11 protein-coding genes are annotated in these 16,458 nt (G+C 74.6%); 3 read left to right on the forward strand and 8 right to left on the reverse strand.

Annotated elements, in window-relative coordinates; all coding sequences use genetic code 11:
- Nucleotides 1-131 precede the first annotated feature (131 nt).
- The 7 genes from ACFVHV_RS04495 to ACFVHV_RS04525 all read right to left on the reverse strand — a co-directional run bounded on the left by ACFVHV_RS04495 (nucleotide 132) and on the right by ACFVHV_RS04525 (nucleotide 8,259).
- Nucleotides 132-1,556, reverse strand: coding sequence for a sugar porter family MFS transporter (locus tag ACFVHV_RS04495; protein WP_359901736.1), 1,425 nt, complete (start codon nucleotides 1,554-1,556; stop codon nucleotides 132-134).
- Between the two features lie 144 nt (nucleotides 1,557-1,700).
- Nucleotides 1,701-2,672 carry an L-histidine N(alpha)-methyltransferase gene (gene egtD / locus ACFVHV_RS04500; RefSeq protein WP_359901733.1) on the reverse strand — a complete coding sequence of 324 codons (972 nt, stop codon included), beginning with the start codon at nucleotides 2,670-2,672 and terminating at the stop codon, nucleotides 1,701-1,703.
- Between the two features lie 44 nt (nucleotides 2,673-2,716).
- Nucleotides 2,717-3,466 (reverse strand): ergothioneine biosynthesis protein EgtC, encoded by a 750-nt coding sequence (egtC, locus tag ACFVHV_RS04505; protein WP_359901730.1) that lies wholly within the window; start codon nucleotides 3,464-3,466, stop codon nucleotides 2,717-2,719.
- Nucleotides 3,466-4,890: an ergothioneine biosynthesis protein EgtB gene (gene egtB / locus ACFVHV_RS04510; protein WP_380348741.1), complete on the reverse strand. Its 1,425-nt coding sequence runs from the start codon at nucleotides 4,888-4,890 to the stop codon at nucleotides 3,466-3,468. The genes egtC and egtB overlap by 1 nt, the downstream gene beginning before the upstream one ends.
- On the reverse strand, nucleotides 4,887-6,269 hold the full coding sequence (gene egtA, locus ACFVHV_RS04515; RefSeq protein ID WP_380348743.1) for an ergothioneine biosynthesis glutamate--cysteine ligase EgtA: 1,383 nt from the start codon (nucleotides 6,267-6,269) through the stop codon (nucleotides 4,887-4,889). The genes egtB and egtA overlap by 4 nt, the downstream gene beginning before the upstream one ends.
- Before the next feature lie 189 nt (nucleotides 6,270-6,458).
- The gene (locus ACFVHV_RS04520; protein WP_380348745.1) at nucleotides 6,459-7,724 is read right to left on the reverse strand and encodes an aminotransferase class I/II-fold pyridoxal phosphate-dependent enzyme; all 1,266 of its coding nucleotides are present in this window, start codon (nucleotides 7,722-7,724) and stop codon (nucleotides 6,459-6,461) included.
- Nucleotides 7,725-7,734: 10 nt separating this feature from the next.
- Nucleotides 7,735-8,259, reverse strand: a complete 525-nt coding sequence (locus tag ACFVHV_RS04525; RefSeq protein WP_380348746.1) for an SRPBCC family protein — start codon at nucleotides 8,257-8,259, stop codon at nucleotides 7,735-7,737.
- A 248-nt stretch (nucleotides 8,260-8,507) separates the two neighbouring features.
- Here ACFVHV_RS04525 and ACFVHV_RS04530 point away from each other — a divergent pair, with 248 nt between their 5' ends.
- The 3 genes from ACFVHV_RS04530 (at nucleotide 8,508) to ACFVHV_RS04540 (ending at nucleotide 15,407) form a co-directional block, all read left to right on the forward strand.
- Nucleotides 8,508-9,314, forward strand: a complete 807-nt coding sequence (locus ACFVHV_RS04530) for an SAM-dependent methyltransferase (protein ID WP_359901715.1) — start codon at nucleotides 8,508-8,510, stop codon at nucleotides 9,312-9,314.
- A 169-nt stretch (nucleotides 9,315-9,483) separates the two neighbouring features.
- Nucleotides 9,484-11,601: an EAL domain-containing protein gene (locus ACFVHV_RS04535; protein ID WP_359901712.1), complete on the forward strand. Its 2,118-nt coding sequence runs from the start codon at nucleotides 9,484-9,486 to the stop codon at nucleotides 11,599-11,601.
- A 443-nt stretch (nucleotides 11,602-12,044) separates the two neighbouring features.
- Nucleotides 12,045-15,407, forward strand: a complete 3,363-nt coding sequence (locus ACFVHV_RS04540) for a hypothetical protein (protein ID WP_380348749.1) — start codon at nucleotides 12,045-12,047, stop codon at nucleotides 15,405-15,407.
- 149 nt (nucleotides 15,408-15,556) lie between these two features.
- Here the strand turns inward: ACFVHV_RS04540 and ribA are convergent, their stop codons facing one another.
- Complete coding sequence (gene ribA, locus ACFVHV_RS04545) at nucleotides 15,557-16,186, reverse strand: GTP cyclohydrolase II (protein ID WP_359901706.1); 630 nt, start codon at nucleotides 16,184-16,186, stop codon at nucleotides 15,557-15,559.
- Nucleotides 16,187-16,458: the final 272 nt, after the last annotated feature.

Consider the following 16,458-nt stretch of genomic DNA (forward strand, 5'->3'; position numbering starts at 1 on the left):
TGCCGCAGTACCCCGTGCGCCGGGCGGCCCCGGGGGGCGGGGGGGGCGGGGCCCGGCGTAACGCCCGGGCCCCCCCCCCCCCCGGGCGGTTGGCGGGGGGTGCGGGGGCCGGGAGGCCGAGGGGCGGCGGATCAGCCCATGTCCTCCAGCCGGACACCCTTGGTCTCCTTCATGAACTTCGCCACGAAGAGGACGGACAGCGCCGCGAAGGCGGCGTAGACCAGGTAGGTCGCCGACAGGTTCCAGCGCGACATGGACGGGAACGAGACGGTGATCACCCAGTTCGCGATCCACTGCGCGGAGGCGGCGACGGAGAGGGCGGCGGCGCGGATCCGGTTCGGGAACATCTCGCCGAGCATCACCCAGACGACCACGCCCCAGGACATCGCGAAGAACAGCACGAAGGCGTTGGCGGCGACCAGCGCGACGGTGCCCTGGAGGTCGGGCAGGGTGAGGTTGTCCCCGCTGCCGGTGGCCGAGGAGAAGGCCCAGCCGGCGGTGCCGAGCGCGACCGCCATGCCGACCGAGCCGATCAGGGCGAGCGGCTTGCGGCCGATCCGGTCGACCAGCACGATCGCGATCACGGTGCCGAGGATGTTGATCACCGAGCCGACGAAGCTGATCAGCAGCGAGTTGCTCTGGTCGATGCCGACCGACTGCCACAGGATCGACGAGTAGTAGAAGATCACGTTGATGCCGACCAGCTGCTGGAAGACCGACAGGCCGATGCCGACCCAGACGACGGGGAGCAGGCCGAACCGGCCGCCGAGCAGGTCGCGGAAGCGCGGGCGGTGGTCGGAGGCGATCAGCGACTGGATCTCGGCGATCCGGGCGTCGGTGTCCGTTCCCTCGCCCTCGACCTCGGCGAGCACCTTGCGGGCGTCGTCCAGGCGCTCGGCCTGGATCAGGTAGCGCGGGGACTCGGGGATGACCGAGGAGAGCACGAAGTAGACCGCGGCCGGGACGACGCAGATGCCGAGCATCCACTGCCAGGCCTCCAGCCCGAGCAGCTGGCCGCGGGTGTCGCCGCCGGCCGCCTGCGCCAGCACCCAGTTGACCAGCTGGGATATCGCGATGCCGAGCACGATGGCGGCCTGCTGGAAGGAGGCCAGCCGGCCCCGGTACTTGGTCGGCGCGACCTCGGCGATGTAGGTCGGGGCGATCACCGAGGCGATGCCGATGGCCGCGCCGCCGAGGACGCGCCAGAGGGCGAGGTCCCAGGCGGAGAACGGCAGCATCGAGCCGACCGCGCTGATCGCGAAGAGCAGCGCGCCCGCCTTCATGACCTTGATGCGGCCGTACCGGTCGGCGAACCGTCCGGCGAACGCGGCGCCGACCGCCGAGCCCAGCAGCGCGGAGGAGACGATCAGGCCGGTCACGCCGCTGCCGACGCCGAACTTCTCCTGGATCCCGGAGACGGCGCCGTTGATCACGGAGCTGTCGTAGCCGAAGAGGAAGCCGCCGAGGGCCGCTGCCGCGGTGATGAAGACGACGAAGCCGAGGCGGCCGGGCGCGGGGGCCTCGACCGCCCCGGAGGGCTTCTGGGTGACGCTCACGATCTGACTCCTGGTACTCAACGCTGAGCTCGGTAGCCGAGATCGTAACCCCTATTCGTTTAAGTCTTGTACACCTGGACCCTCAAGTTTCGCTCTGAGAATTCGTAAGGTGAACAAGCAAATTGGGCCGCCCGGGTGCGCCGGTCAGACCGGCGACGCGAGGGAGAGCCCGAACCGGCCCCGGGGGTCGGTCCACCAGTGGCTCAGTCGCAGCCCGGCCGCCGACAGCTCCCGGGCCACCCGTTCCCGGCGGAACTTGGCCGAGACCTCGGTGCGCAGCTCCTCGCCCCGGGCGAAGTGCACCGGCAGGTCCAGGGTCGGGATCTTCACGGTCTGCGAGCGCAGCGAGCGCAGCCGCATCTCGATCCACTCCTGCTCGGCGTCCCAGAGCGCGACGTGCTCGAAGGCCTCCGGGTCGAAGTCGGCGCCCAGCTCGCGGTTGAGCACGTTCAGCACGTTCCGGTTGAACTCGGCCGTCACCCCGGCGGCGTCGTCGTAGGCGGCGACCAGCACCGCCGGGTCCTTGACCAGGTCGGTGCCGAGCAGCAGGAAGTCGCCCGGGTCGAGGGCGGCGCGCAGGCCGCGCAGGAAGGCGGCGCGCTCCTGGGGCAGCAGGTTGCCGAGGGTGCCGCCGAGGAAGGCGACCAGGCGCGGGCCGCCCTCCGGCGGCAGCCCGAGCCGGGTGGTGAAGTCGGCGAGCACGCCGTGCACCGCGAGTCCGGGGTACTCGGCGGCGAGCGCGGCGCCGGCCGCGGTCAGGGCGCTCTCGCTGACGTCCACCGGGACGTACGTCTCCAGCGTGCCGAGCGCGCGCAGGGCGTCCAGCAGCAGCCGGGTCTTCTCGGAGGAGCCGGAGCCCAGTTCGACCAGGGTGCGGGCCCCGGTGGCGGTCGCGATCTCGCCGGCCCGGGCGGTCAGGATGGCCCGCTCCGCGCGGGTCGGGTAGTACTCGGGCAGTCGGGTGATCTCCTCGAACAGCTCGCTGCCCCGCGCGTCGTAGAACCACTTCGGCGGCAGCCACTTGGGCTGCGAGGTCAGCCCGTGCCGCACGTCATGGCGCAGCGCGGTGCTGAAGTGGTCGGAGGGCAGCAGTCGGACGAGATCGAAGGTGTCCATGACAGGGTGGTTCCTCTGTTCAGAAGATGAAGGGAGAGTGGGGATCAGTCGCGGCCGGGGAGGCGGTTCACGGCGATGCCGCGCGCGTCCACCAGCAGCAGCGAACCGTCCGGGACGGGCGTCCAGCCGGGCGCGTCGTCGTACGGCTCGGAGGCCACCACCGTGCCGAGGCCCGGCAGCGTGCGGTGGTACAGGGTGTCGCCCCAGGTGGTCGCGGCGATCGCGGTGCCGTCGGTGAGCAGCAGGTTGAGCCGGCCGGTGGTGTGCGCGGCGACGTCCGCCACGGTGCCCGCCAGCGCCTCGCCGAGCCCCGCGCCGGCCCGCAGCCGGTGCAGGGCGAGTGCCCACAACAGTGCCGAGTCGGTGCGCGCCTGCAGGTCCAGCAGCTCGGCCGGGGGCAGCAGGGCGGCCAGGGCGTCCAGCTTGCCGGGCCAGCCGGCCACCGCGCCGTTGTGGCTGAACAGCCAGCGCTCGGCGGCGAACGGCGCGGCCGCGCCCTCGCCCGGCGCGCAGCCCTCGGTGGCGGAGCGGACGGCGGCCAGCAGCGCCCGGGTGCGGACCACCCGGGCGAGGTCGGCGAAGGTCTCGTCCGCCCAGATCGGACCGGTCCGGCGGTAGCGGGCGGGTACTTCGTCGCCGTCCGCGTACCAGCCGAGGCCGAAGCCGTCCGCGTTGACCGTGCCGTACTGCTGGACCCGGGGGGCCCAGGACTGCCGGTACAGGCCGTACGGCGGGTGCACCAGAAGTTCCCTGGGGGTCAACGGCTCTCCCAGATAGGCGATGTGACGGCACATCAGGCCGACTCCAGGTCGCGCGCGGTGCGGAATCCGGCGAAGATCTGCCGCCGGATCGGGTAGTCCCAGTTGCGGAAGGTGCCCCGGCAGGCCACCGGCGCCACCGCGAAGCAGCCGCCGCGCAGCACCTTGTACTCGGGGCCGAAGAACACCTCCGAGTACTCCTGGTACGGCCAGGCCCGGAACCCCGGGTAGGAGCGGAAGTCGCTGGCCGTCCACTCCCACACGTCGCCGATCAACTGGCGTACCCCGTACGGGGACTGCCCCTTCGGGTAGCTGCCCGCACCGGCCGGGCGCAGATGGCGCTGGCCGAGGTTGGCGTGCTCGGGGCCGGGCGGCCCGTCGCCCCAGGGGTAGCGGCGGGAGCGGCCGGTCGCCGGATCGTGCCGGGCCGCCTTCTCCCACTCGGCCTCGGTCGGCAGCCGTCGTCCGGCCCACCGGGCGTACGCGTCCGCCTCGTACCAACTGACGTGCAGGACCGGCTCGTCCGGCTCGACCGGCGCGACCGTGCCGAAGCGCCGGCGCAGCCACTGGCCGTCCAGGTGACGCCAGAAGAGCGGGGCGGTCAGGTCGGCGCGCCGGCGGTGCTCCCAGCCCTCCGGCGTCCACCAGCGCGGGTCGTCGTAGCCGCCGTCCGCGATGAACCGCTGGTAGGCCGCGTTGGTGACCGGGGCGGTGTCCAGCAGGAAGGCCGGCAGGTCGACGGTGTGCGCCGGGCGCTCGTTGTCCAGCGCCCACGGCTCGGTGTCCGTTCCCATGGTGAACGGCCCTGCGGGGATGAGGACTTCGGCGGGAAGGGTGGCCGCGTCGGCGGGCGCGGGCGGCGGTGGGGGAGCGGCCAGGGCCGGCTCGCCGGTGCGCAGCTGGTGGGTGATCAGCATGGTCTCGTCGTGCTGCTGCTCGTGCTGGGCGATCATCCCGAACGCGAACCCGGCCTCCAGCAGCGGCGCGCCCTCCAGCGGGCTGGCGGCCAGCAGGTCCAGCACCCGGCCGCGCACCTCGTGGGCGTAGGCGCGGGCCTCGGCCGGCGGCAGCAACGGCAGGGCGGGGCGCTCGGCGCGGGGGTGCTGGAAGGCGTCGTAGAGCGGATCGATCTCCGGGTGCATCGGGTCGCGGCCGCCGACGTTGCGCAGCAGCCAGAGCTCCTCCTGGTTGCCGATGTGCGCGAGGTCCCAGACCAGCGGGGACATCAGCGGGGAGTGCTGGGCGGTGAGATCGCCGTCCTCGACGCAGTCGGTCAGGGCGGCGGTGCGGGCGCGGGCGGCCAGCAGCTCGGTGGCGATGCTCTCGCGCAGTGCCTCGGTGCCGGCGGTGCCGAGGCCGTCGAGACCGCCGGTGCTGCCGGTGGGGCCGGTTCCACCCGTGGCGTCGGTGCGGTCCGTGCTGCCTGCCCCGGCATCCCCGTGGGGTCGGACGTCGGTCATGATGCGGCCTCCTCCGGGGGAGTGCGTCGGGTGCCGGAGCGCAGGGCGTCCAGCTGGTCGTCGGCCGGGCAGCGGCCGCGCGCGGGGTAGCGCTCGGCGAACTCGGCGACGGTGGTGCGCAGCCGCCCGGCACCGGGCAGGCGGCCCAGTGCGGCGTCGGCGGCGGCGAAGCAGGCGAGGGCGGCGCGGCGCAGCTCGGGGTCGGCCGTCGCCAGGGTGGCGGCGCGGCGCCAGACCCCGCTGCGCGGCGGTCGCGGACCGTCCGCCCCCTCCCGCCGGTCGATGGCGTCCAGCGGCTCCAGCGCGGCCAGTGCGGCGTCGGCGGCCAGCGCGTCCTCCAGCAGTGCGGTGACCAGCGCGGTGACCACCACCCAGCCGTCCCCGGGCTGGGCGTCGATCATCCGCAGCTCCAGGTGGCCGCGCGGGCGCACCGGCGGGAAGAGGGTGGTGCGGTGGTAGTCCAAGTCGTCGAGGGTGGGCGGGCGTTCGCCCGCGCCGCGGATCCAGTCGCGGAACGTCAGACCGGCCGGGGCCGTCCAGGGCAGGCCCTCGGGCCGTCGCACGCACAGCACCCGGGCGTCCAGCACGTACTGCGCCCACGCCTCGCGCGGATCGCCGTGGTCCGGCTCGGGGGCCAGCGTGCGGGTCGGGTCCATCCGGGACCAGACGGTCTGCCGGGTGGACCGGTGACCGGTTGGACTGCCGTCCAGGATAGGCGAGTTGGCGAAGGCGGCGACCAGCACCGGGCCCAGCAGATGGGCCAGTCGCCAGCGGCGCTCCACCGCGTGCGGACCGTCCGTGTCGCCGGCGTCCAGGCACACCTGCACCGACGCGGTACCGGTCATCATGATCCGGCCCCAGGGCCCCGCGGAGTCGAAGAAGCGCTCCATCGCGAGGTAGCGGGGGTGGTCCAGCACCATCGGTCGGGGACGGGCCAGCGGGTCCGTTCCGGTGCCGGTGAGTCGAAGGCCCTGCGCCGCGAAGGCGGCCCGCAGGGCGGTCAGATCACGTCGGGTGTCCTCGACGCAGGCCAGGAGGCCGGTGGCGGGCGGGGAGCTGAGCTCGACCTGTCCGCCGGGTTCGAGCGTGAGGCGCGAACCGGAGGGGAGGGAGTCGCCGTCCGGGCCGCCGAGTGGCAGCGAATCCAGTGCGGCGTGGAGCAGTTCCGGCCGTACGGGCCGGGTGGGACATTGATCGTCATGGACGAACCACTCGACCTCCACCCCCACCAGGCGGGGCGGTCCGATCTTGAAGCAGACGCCCGACACGTGGCTGCGCGCCCCCGATTCGGTCAACGGGGTCACCCCCGACGGGGGTAGTGGCGTGCTCTGCCGTTCGGGCGGAGTGGTGCGGGATACCGGTATCACCGGACTCACCATCCTCGGGATCACGATTGCGGCCCGGTCTACCCTGCCCAGTCTGCTACGGAGCATGCGGGGGCGCCCTGCAAAATTCGCGTGAACGTTCGTTTTCGCAGGTCAGGGGCGTGGCGAACGGGTGAGGGCGGGATTTTCCGGCCGACCGGCGGGCGCGGCCCGGGCCCGATCCGGCCGGGGCATGTGCCGGGGTCACAGGCGCTCCAGCCGCTCCAGGACGGTCATCAGGACCGGCCCCGGCAGGGCGTAGTTCAGGCGCAGCGAACCCCGGCCGCCGGAGCCGAACTCGGCTCCGTCGGAGGCCTCCAGGCCGCAGCGCTCCAGCAGGGCCCGGCGGGCGTCGGCGGGCGGCAGGCCGAGCGCGGCGGCGTCCAGCCAGAGCAGGTAGGAGGCGTGCGGGGCGGAGCGGACGGCCGGTCCGAGCCGCTCGGTCAGCCGGGTGCGGGCGGCGGCCAGGTGGGCGAGCAGCGCGTCCAGCCAGGGGCCGCCCTCGCGCAGTGCCGCCTGCTGCACGGTCTGCTCCAGCAGGCCGCCCTCCCAGAGGCCGTAGCCGGCCAGCGCCTCGGCGAACCGGGCGCGCAGCCCGGCATCGGGGACGAGGGCGAAACCGCTGGGGATGCCGGAGCAGTTGAAGGTCTTGCCGACGGAGTTGAGGGTGACGACGTGGGGCAGGTGCGCCGGGTCCGCGGTGGCGACGGCGACGGGGTGGGCGCGGCCGGGGTGGGTGAGGTCGCCGTGCACCTCGTCCGAGACCAGCAGCGCGCCGCTCTCGGCCGCCCGCGCGGCGAGACCGCGCACAGCGTCGAGGGGCCACACGGTGCCGGAGGGGTTGTGCGGGTTGCTCAGCAGCACGGCGCCGGCGGGGCGGGGGAGCGGGCCGTGCGGGAGCCGGTAGCCGTCCGGGCCCAGGTGCAGCGGCAGCGCGTGGTGGGGGAGGCCGGCCGCGCGGCAGAGCTGGGCGAAACCGCCCCACTCGGGGGTGGGGAAGAGGACGGGGGCCTGCGGCCGTACGGTCTCCAGCAGGATGCGCAGCGCGGTGCGCGGGCCGCAGGGCAGCAGCAGGACCCAGTCCGGGTCCACCGCGGCGCCGTGCCGGGCGCGGTACCAGTCGGCCACCAGGGTGCGGCCGGCCGGGTCGCACACCGTGTAGCCGTACGCGCGGTGACGGGCGCGCCGCTCCAGTGCCTCGGCGACGGCGGGCGGGCCGGGCAGGTCCATGTCGGCGAGGCTCATCGGGATCACCCCGGGGGCGTCCGCGCGGGCCCACTTGCTGCTGCCGGTGCCGGTCCGGTCGAAGGGGGCGTCGAACCCGAAGTCGGGGGCGGGGACGGGGTGGGGTGCGAGGCCGGGGTCGGGGCCGGGGCCGGAGTCGGTATCGGGGCCGGAGGCGGGGGCGCCGCGAACAGATGACAGATTTCGAAATCTGTCATCTGTTCGCTGAAAGCTGTCGTCCGTCATCTGTTCGCCGTCACCCGCCGCTCGTCGTCCGTCGTCCGCCGCCCGCCAGGTGGGCGGCGAGCCCCCGCCGCCCCCGGCGCATCATCACCGCGTGGTTGGCCCGGAACAGCGGGTGCAGCGGCAGGGCGAGCCGGCGCAGCAAGGGCTTGCCGGGCCGGGTGTCCTCCTCGAACAGCACCCGGCTGCCCGCGCCGCCCGCGCCGCCCGCGCCGCCCGCGCTGCCCGCGCCGACCGAGCCGCCGGTGGCGTCCGGCGTCACCGTGAACCGCGTCCACCCGGTCAGGTCGCCCCGCATGGTCACCTCCAGTACCCCGGCGTCCGGGTCGCGCCGACTCGCCACCAGGCCGATCACCAGCCGGTACGGCAGCAGCGCGCGCACCACCACGTCCCCGCGGTCCTCGCCGGTCGGCCGGACCTCGCGGATCTCCGGCCACCACAGCGGGTAGCTCCGTACGTCCTCCAGAGCCGCGTACACGGCGGGCGCCGGAGCCGCGAGCCGCCAGACGCCCCGGAATCGGTAGTGGTTGGGGTCCACCGCCCCACCCTAGTGCGGCCAGGCCGGCCCGAGGGGCGAACGACGGTGGACCGTTGTCGAGTTGGTCCCCGGTGCGGACCCGCGCCGGAGGACGGGCGCTCCGGAGGCGTCCGCGCTTCGGGAAGGGCGCATTCCGCTTGCACCCGTTCGGGGTGCGGGGGAGGATCTTGTGTGCTTGTAGTCTCAACAGTCACAGCGGCATCCCCAGGGTGCTGCCACCCCAGAACCGGAGTGAAGGAGTCACAGGCATGCGGCGACCGAGCTGGGTACCGGAGGGTACGGACCTGGACAAACCGAACGCCGCGCGGGTCTACGACTACTACCTGGGGGGCTCCCACAACTTCGAGGTCGACCGGGAGATGGCCCGCAAGGCGATGGCCCTGTGGCCGGAGCTGCCGCAGATCATGCGCTCCAACCGCGCCTTCCTGCGCCGCGCCGTGACCTTCCTCGCCGAGCAGGGCGTCAGCCGCTTCCTGGACATCGGCTCCGGCATCCCGACCTTCAGCGCGGTGCACGAGATCGCCCGCGAGATCCGCCCCGGGGCGAAGGTCGTCTACGTGGACCGCGACCCGGTCGCCGTCGCGCACAGCCGTCTGCTGCTGGAGGACGACCGGGACAGCGCCGTCGTCCAGGCCGACCTGCGCGACGTGGCCGACCTGCTGGCCCGCCCCGAGGTCGCCGAGCTGCTGGCGGCCGGCGAGCCGGTGGCCGTGCTGCTGGTCGCCGTCGCCCACTTCGTCAGCGACGAGGAGGACCCGTGGAAGCTGATCGGCGTGATCCGCGACGCCCTCCCGCCCGGCAGCGCGCTGGTGCTCTCGCACGCCTCCCTGGAGGGCCGCCCGGACCAGGCGGAGGACCACCAGAAGCTGTACCGGATGACGCCGACCCCGCTGACCATGCGCACCCACGAGCAGATCACCGCGATGTTCTCCGGTTTCGAGCTGGTCGAGCCGGGCGTGGTCTACCTGCCGCAGTGGCGCCCGGACCAGCCCGGTACGGTCGGTGAGCACCCCGAGCGGATGACCGGGGTGGCGGGCGTGGGGTTCCGCCCTTGATCGGACGCGACGGACGAGGCACCGACGGCCGTGCGCCCCGCGCGGCGGCCGCCGGAAGCGCGGTGCCGGGCCCGGGCGGCAGCACGACCCGGGGCAACCGGAGCGGCCGAGCGGCCGTCGCCGGGCCCGCCGCAACCGGCGCGCACAGCAGAGGAACCAGGTTCAGCAGATGAGTACCACCCCGGTGCGCGGCAACGCGGAGCGGTTCCACGAGGACTGGGCCCGACTGCTCTCCGCCGACCACGGCATCGCCGTCCACCCCGGCCTGCTCGGCCGGCTGGTCGCGCGCACCGCCGCGCTGCTGCACCGCGCCCAGGAGGACGACCCGTTCGAGCCGCGGCTGGCCGCGCAGGCCGGCGCCGAACTGGTCGACGCGCACTTCACCGACCCGGTGCTGCTGGCCCGGGCGGTCGAGCTGCTCCAGGCGCAGCCCGTCCACGACGACCGCGGCCCGGCCCTGACCGGCGCCTTCGCGGCCGGCTGGGCGGGCGCCCTGCGCGAGCGCACGCTGATCGAGCAGGAGGCGATCCGCACCGCCGCCGACGCCGCCCGCAAGGAGGCCGAGCGGGCGCTGCGCGCGTCCGAGGCCCGGTTCCGGGCGCTGTTCGAGAGCGCCGCGATCGGCATCGGCATCGGCGACACCGACGGCAACATCATGGCGGTCAACAAGGCCCTCCAGGAGCTGTTCGGCGCGGGCCCGGAGGACATGATCGGGCGCCGGGTCGGCGACCTCGTGCACCCCGAGGACACTCCGGGCGTGTGGGAGGCGTACGAGGAGCTGATCAGCGGCAAGCGGGACTACTTCCAGTTCGACAAGCCGTACTACCGCCAGGACGGCGAGGTGATCTGGACCCACCTGACCGTCTCGCTGATCCGCGACGACGACGGCATCCCGCAGTACCAGGTCGCGATGCTGGAGGACGTCACCGACCGCTACCGGCTCCAGGAGCGGCTGCGCCACCAGGCCACCCACGACCCGCTGACCGGGCTGCCCAACCGCGCGGCCTTCTTCGAGCGGCTGGAGAAGCTGTTCGAGGAGCCCGAGCCGGGTGCCCGCTTCGGCCTCTGCTACGTCGACCTCGACGGCTTCAAGGTGGTCAACGACAGCCTCGGCCACGACATGGGCGACCAGCTGCTGGCCGCCGTCGGCGCCCGGCTGAAGGCCGCCCTCAGCCCGCTGGGCCACCTGGTCGCCCGGCTCGGCGGCGACGAGTTCGTCGTCCTGCTGGAGCGCTGCCGCGGCGAGCAGGAGGCGGTGGCCGCCGCGAAGACCGTGCTCAAGGCGCTCGCCGGGCCGGTGCTGATCGGCGACCACAAGCTCGCCGTCGGTGCCAGCGTCGGCGTGCTGGAGCGGCGGGTGTCCACCACCACCCCGGGCGCGGCCGTCCGCGCCGCCGACCTCACGCTGTACCGCGCCAAGGAGGCCGGCCGCGGTCGCTGGACGCTGTTCGACCCCAAGGAGAACGCCCGCGCGGTCAGCCGCTACGCGGTGTCGGTGCGGATGCCGGCGGCCCTCGACCGCGGCGAGTTCTTCATCGACTACCAGCCGCTCTACCGCCTCGCGGACGGCCGGCTGGCCGCCGTGGAGGCGCTGGTGCGCTGGCGCCACCCGCAGCTCGGCGTGCTCGGCCCGGACGAGTTCGTCACCACCGCCGAGGAGACCGGGCTGATCATGCCGCTCGGCCGCTGGGTGCTGGAGCAGGCCTGCGGCCAGGCCGCGGACTGGATCAAGCGGTACGGCGACGCCGCCCCGCAGCTGAACGTCAACCTGGCGGTCCGGCAGGCCCGCAGCGCCGCCCTGGTCACCGACCTCGGCCGGATCCTCGACGGCACCGGACTGGACCCGGCCCGGCTGCAGCTGGAGATCACCGAGTCGACCGTGGTCGGGCCCGAGGACGAGGCGCTGCGCACCCTGCACGGGCTGGTCGACCTCGGGGTGTCGCTGGCCGTGGACGACTTCGGCACCGGCTGGTCCAACCTCGCCTACCTGCGCGACCTGCCGGTCTCCGGGCTGAAGATCGCCGGTTCCTTCGTCGGCGACCTGCACGAACCGGGGAAGGACGAGTCCACCGGGTGGCGGATCGTCAGCGGACTGGTGTCGATGGCGCACGCGCTCGGGCTGAACGTCACCGCCGAGGGCGTGGAGACCCACCGGGACGCGGAGCGGCTGCGGACCATGGGCTGCGACTGGGCGCAGGGCTGGCACTTCGGGCGCCCGGTGCGGCCCGACGAGATCGCCCGGCGGATCGTGGAGGAGCCGGCGGGGCGCCCGGTCGGGGAGCACTGAGGGCCGACGGCGCCCGGTTCCGCGTCGCGGGAGGCGCTTGCGTACCGGTCCTGCGACGGGTCGGTCCTGATCCGGAAAAGCGCCCGACACCCGCGCCCGCCGTGCGGGATGATGACGCGTCACAATCCACCCCGGCACCGGTGCGCCCGCGGTCACGACCCCGCGCCGGTCCGGGCTGCGGGGGAGGGAAACGTCGCATGGGCACGACGGAGGACGCGGATCCGGCCGAGGGCGAACGGCGCGGGCCGAGGCCCCGGTCGGCCGCCGGAGCCGAGCCGGGGAATCCGCCGGGGAGCAGGGTGGAGCGGTGGTCGCGGGGGCGTTGGCGCGGCTCCGAAGCCGCCTCCGACCGGCCCTCCCGGCTCGGGTCGGTCCCGCCCGGATCGGTCCAGCCCGGGTCGGTGCCTTCAGGGTCGGTGTCTTCAGGGTCGGTGCCGCCCGGGGTGGATCCGCCGACCCGGGTGGACCCGCGCGCCGCGACCCGTCGGGCGCCCGCCGTCCCGCCGCGCTTCGACCCGGAGGCGGCGACGCGTCGGACGTCCCGCGCCGAGCCGCGGTTCGACCCGGAGGCGGCCACCCGCCGCAGGCCGGATGCCGGGCGGGGGTCCGACCAGGACGCGCTGACGGAGGTCCGGCCGGGGAGGCCGGGGAGTCCGGGCCGGCCGGGGCGTCCGACGCACCCGGGACGTTCGGGCGGCGCCGACCCGGAGGCGGTCACCGAGGTCGTCCGGCCCAGGTCCGGGGCGGGAGGCGGAGGCGGCTCGCCCTCCTGGCAGGACGGCATCGGGCCCGGCGGTCCCGCTCCGGCCGGAGGCCCCGGCGGACGCCCGGGCTCCGACGGCCCGTTCGAGGGCGCCTTCCCGGACGCCCTGCGCGGCCGCTTCATCCCGCTGGGCCGGGCCGGGGCCGGTTCCGAGGGCACCGTCTGGTACGTCCGGCGCACCGACGGAGGCGGTGACGCGGCCGTCAAGGTGGCCGTCGCCGGGCACCCGATGGACCACGACCTGCTCGCCCACCTGCGCAACGACGGCTTCCGCCGGCACGTCCCGCACCTGATCGACTTCGGCCGGGTCGGCCACCACGGCGCCCAGGTGGACTGGGTGGCCATGGAGTACCTGCCGGTCACCCTCGCCGCGCACGTCGCCGGACTGTGGCGGGAGGGCGGCCACGGCGACCGGCGGACCACCGAGCAGATCGTCCACGAGCTCGTCGCCCTGCTCGACTTCTGGCAGCAGCGGATCAAGCGCAACCCGCTGGACTTCAAGCCCGCCAACATCCTGGTGCGCCCCGGCAGCGGGTCCGGGGAGTTCGTGATCGCCGACTTCGGTGGCGTCGACCGGCTCACCGACAGCCGCCGGTTCACCTCCGCGATGATGGTCACCGTCGCCTACATGGCCCCCGAGCAACTGGCCGGCAAGAACCACCAGGCCGGGCCCTGGTGGGGTCTCGGCAACGTGCTGTACGAGCTGTTCGTCGGCCGCCCGCGCTTCATCGGCGCGGACGGCGAGCGCCCGGCCGACCAGGAGCTGGAACTGGAACTGGTCATGGGCGAGGAGGTGGACCTCGCAGCCGTCCGTGACCCGCGCCAACTGCTGCTCCTCCAAGGGCTGTTCACCAAGAAGCCGGAGGACCGCTGGACCGCGCCGCAGGTCCGCGGCTGGCTGGCCGGCGGCACCCCCGAGGTGATCCGCCGCCGGCCGCAGGCGCAGGCCCGGGCGCACCGGCCGGTCACCTTCCTCGGCAACCCGTTCACCGACCCGGTCCGGCTCACCGAGGCGCTGCTCAAGAACTCCGGCGCGGCGGCCCGCTGGCTCTCCACGGGGGGAGCGGAACGGGTGCGCGACTGGCTGCGGGACGAGGTCGAGGACACCGTCTTCGACCTGCACCACCTCTCCGACGTGGCCCGGGCGCCCGGCTCCCGGCGCGAGTCCGTGGCGGCGGTCGCGGTGCTCGCCCTGGGCGCCGCCTTCGCCCCGGGCGCCGTCCCGCACTACCGCGACCGCCGGATCGACACCACCGGCCTGGAACGCGTCGTCACCGAACCGGACGGCGCCGAGTTCATCGACGAACTGGTCCGGGGCGGGGCGCCGACCGTGGTCGCCCGCTACGACTGCTTCCACCCCGAGTGCGCGGGCGAGCACTGCTCGCGGCTGCTCGCGCTGGCCGGACTGCCGGAGGTGCTGGCCGAGGTGGACCGGCTGGCACGCACCGTCGGCGGCGGCCGGCGCGGCGGCGACGGGCTCAGCCCCGAGGAACGCGAGGAGGCGCACCGGCAGGCGGTCTGGCTGAGCATCCGGCCCGAGGAGCGCGCACGGCTGCTCGGCCGGCTCTCGCCGCTGCCCGCCGCCCTGCACCGGCTGCCGCTGCCCGAGCGGGTGTCCGAGCTCGCGGCCGTGGTGGCCGCCACGGTGGTGGACGGCGCGCTGGCGGTGGACGCGGGCGCCCGCACCGTCGTACGGGCGGCGGCCCGCAGGCCGGCGCCGGACCCGGCGGCGGCCACCGCCCGGGACGTGGTGCGGCGCCGCTGGTCCGCGCTGCGGCGCCGGGCGGTGGGCGCCGACCCGGCTCAGCAGGGCGGGCGGGCGGCCCTGATCGCGGCGGAGGCACTGCGGCGGCGCGGCCGGGGACGGTCCGAGCAGCCCGAGCGGCCCGAGCCGGAGGCGGGGGTACGACAGGAAGGGCGGGTGGCCCGGCTGTGGCACAACCGGCGCCGGCGGCCCCCGGTGGACCGGCGGGCCCGACTGGCGGCCTGGTGGCCCTACGCCCGCACCGCACTGCCGCGCCGGGCCGGGGCGGTCCTGCTGCTGCTCCTCGCCTTCGGACTGCTGCTGTGGGCGGGAGCGGTGCTCCGCTACCCGGTCGAGGCGGGCGACAAGCTCGACCTCTCGCCCGCCGGCGCCTTCGGCGGACACCTGCGCAACGCCGGCGACCACGCGGCCCGGCAAGTGGTCGGACAACTCGGTGCGGGGCTCGTGGCGGCCGCCGTGATCGCCTTCTTCCCCGCCCGGGTGGGCATCGGCACGGCACTGCTGACCGGGGCCGGGGCCCTCGCCATCGGCTACCTGCGGCTCGGGCCGCCGATGACCGCGCCGGCCACGCCGCAGTCGGTGGCCGACCGGGTGGTCGTGTTCGAGGGCGGGATGGGGAGCTGGGCCGGCATCGCGGCGGTGGTGGCGATCGTGGTCTCGCTCGTCCTGGTGGAACGGGCCTCCAACCGGCTGCTGAAGCCCGCCCAGGAGGCGCGCACCCAGGTCCGGGCGGCCTGGCGGCGGCTGGACGAGCGGAGCGCTGAGCAATCGCCCGGGGCCGCCGGCGGCGAACGGGTGTGGAGCGCGCCGTCCGGGCGGTGGCGGACGGGCGGCGCGGGGACCCGCGACCGGGTGCGGTTCGCGCTCGGGACGACGGCGGTGCTGGTGCTGCTGCTGTGGGCGGCGGTCGAGGTCAGGCTCGCGGCCACCGGGGTGCACCGGACGCCCGGCTCCTGGGGGACGGGACAGAGCGGCGCGGCCTACCAGGCCGGGTTCGTCCTGCTGCTGGCGGTGGTGTCGCTGGTGAGCGCCCTCGGGACTCCGGCCACCGCCCGGGGGCTGTTCGCGCTCTGGGTCCCGGCCACCCTGTTCCTGGGGGCCTGGCCCGGGCCGCTGGGACCGGTCGAGGCACTGCGGATACCGGTGTTCGAGGGGCCGTTCAGGTCGATCGCCGGGCTGTGGGGGCACGGGGCCTTCTGGGCCGCCCTGCTGGTGATGCTGCCACTGGCGGCGTACGGGGGGCTGCGGACGGTCCGGGGACGGGCGGGGCGCGGCTGAGGGGCGACGAGTGCCAGCTGGCACTTGGCAGCTGTCACCTGGCAGCGGACGGATGACGACTGACGGATGACAGCTGACAGATTTCGAAATCTGTCAGCTGTCATCCGTCATCTGTTCTCTGTTCGCTGCGGCCCGTTCTCTGCCGGCGCTCAGCCGACCAGTCGGGAGAGCTCGATCGAGTGTCCCGTCCGCTCCACCTTCGCCCGCAGGTAGCGGACGTTGCTCGCCGACAGGTGCACGCCCGTCGGCACCCGGTGCCGCACGACGATCCCCAGCTCGGCCAGCTGCGCCGCCTTGTCCGGGTTGTTGCTCAGCAGGTCGATGTCCGTGGCGCCGAGCGCGGCGAGCATCTGGGCGGCCGCGGTGTAGTCCCGGCCGTCCTCGGGCAGGCCGAGGGCGGTGTTGGCGTCGTACGTGTCCAGGCCGGAGTCCTGGAGGGCGTACGCGTCCAGCTTGTTGTAGAGCCCGATGCCGCGGCCCTCCTGCCGCAGGTAGAGCAGGTATCCGCCGGCCTCGCTGATCCGCTCCACCGACTCGCGCAGCTGCGGCCCGCAGTCGCAGCGGTCGGAGCCGAAGACGTCGCCGGTCAGGCACTCGGAGTGCAGCCGCACGAGCGGCGTCCCGCCCTCGGGGACCGTGCCGAGCGCGAGCGCCAGGTGCTCGGCGCCGTCGGCGAGGCCGTGGAAGGTGAAGGTCTCCGCCTCGGCGCGGTAGCCGTCGGGGAAGGTCAGCGGGATGCGCACACGCGAGCGCACCGTGGCGGAGCCGGGCTGCGGCATGGGTGGGCCTCCGTGGATCGGGGATGGGCCGGGACGAATCAGGGGTGGACCGGGACGAACCGGGTGGGTTCGACCGGTCCGGACGGATCGCGGTGGATCGGAGGTCGACCGTACTAGGTAGTTCCAATTTGAACAACTAGCGGGCCGATGGGACGGGGCTCGACCGCGGAGGCGCACACCACCCCACCGGTCCCGACTGTTCCCACCAGGCCTTCCAGCATGTGGATGGTGCGGGACCCGCGGTGTGGACACTGCGAGACTTGCCGCGTTTC

The organism is Kitasatospora sp. NPDC127116 (assembly GCF_042677365.1).
In the GTDB taxonomy this organism is placed as follows: Bacteria; Actinomycetota; Actinomycetes; order Streptomycetales; family Streptomycetaceae; genus Kitasatospora; species Kitasatospora lactacystinica.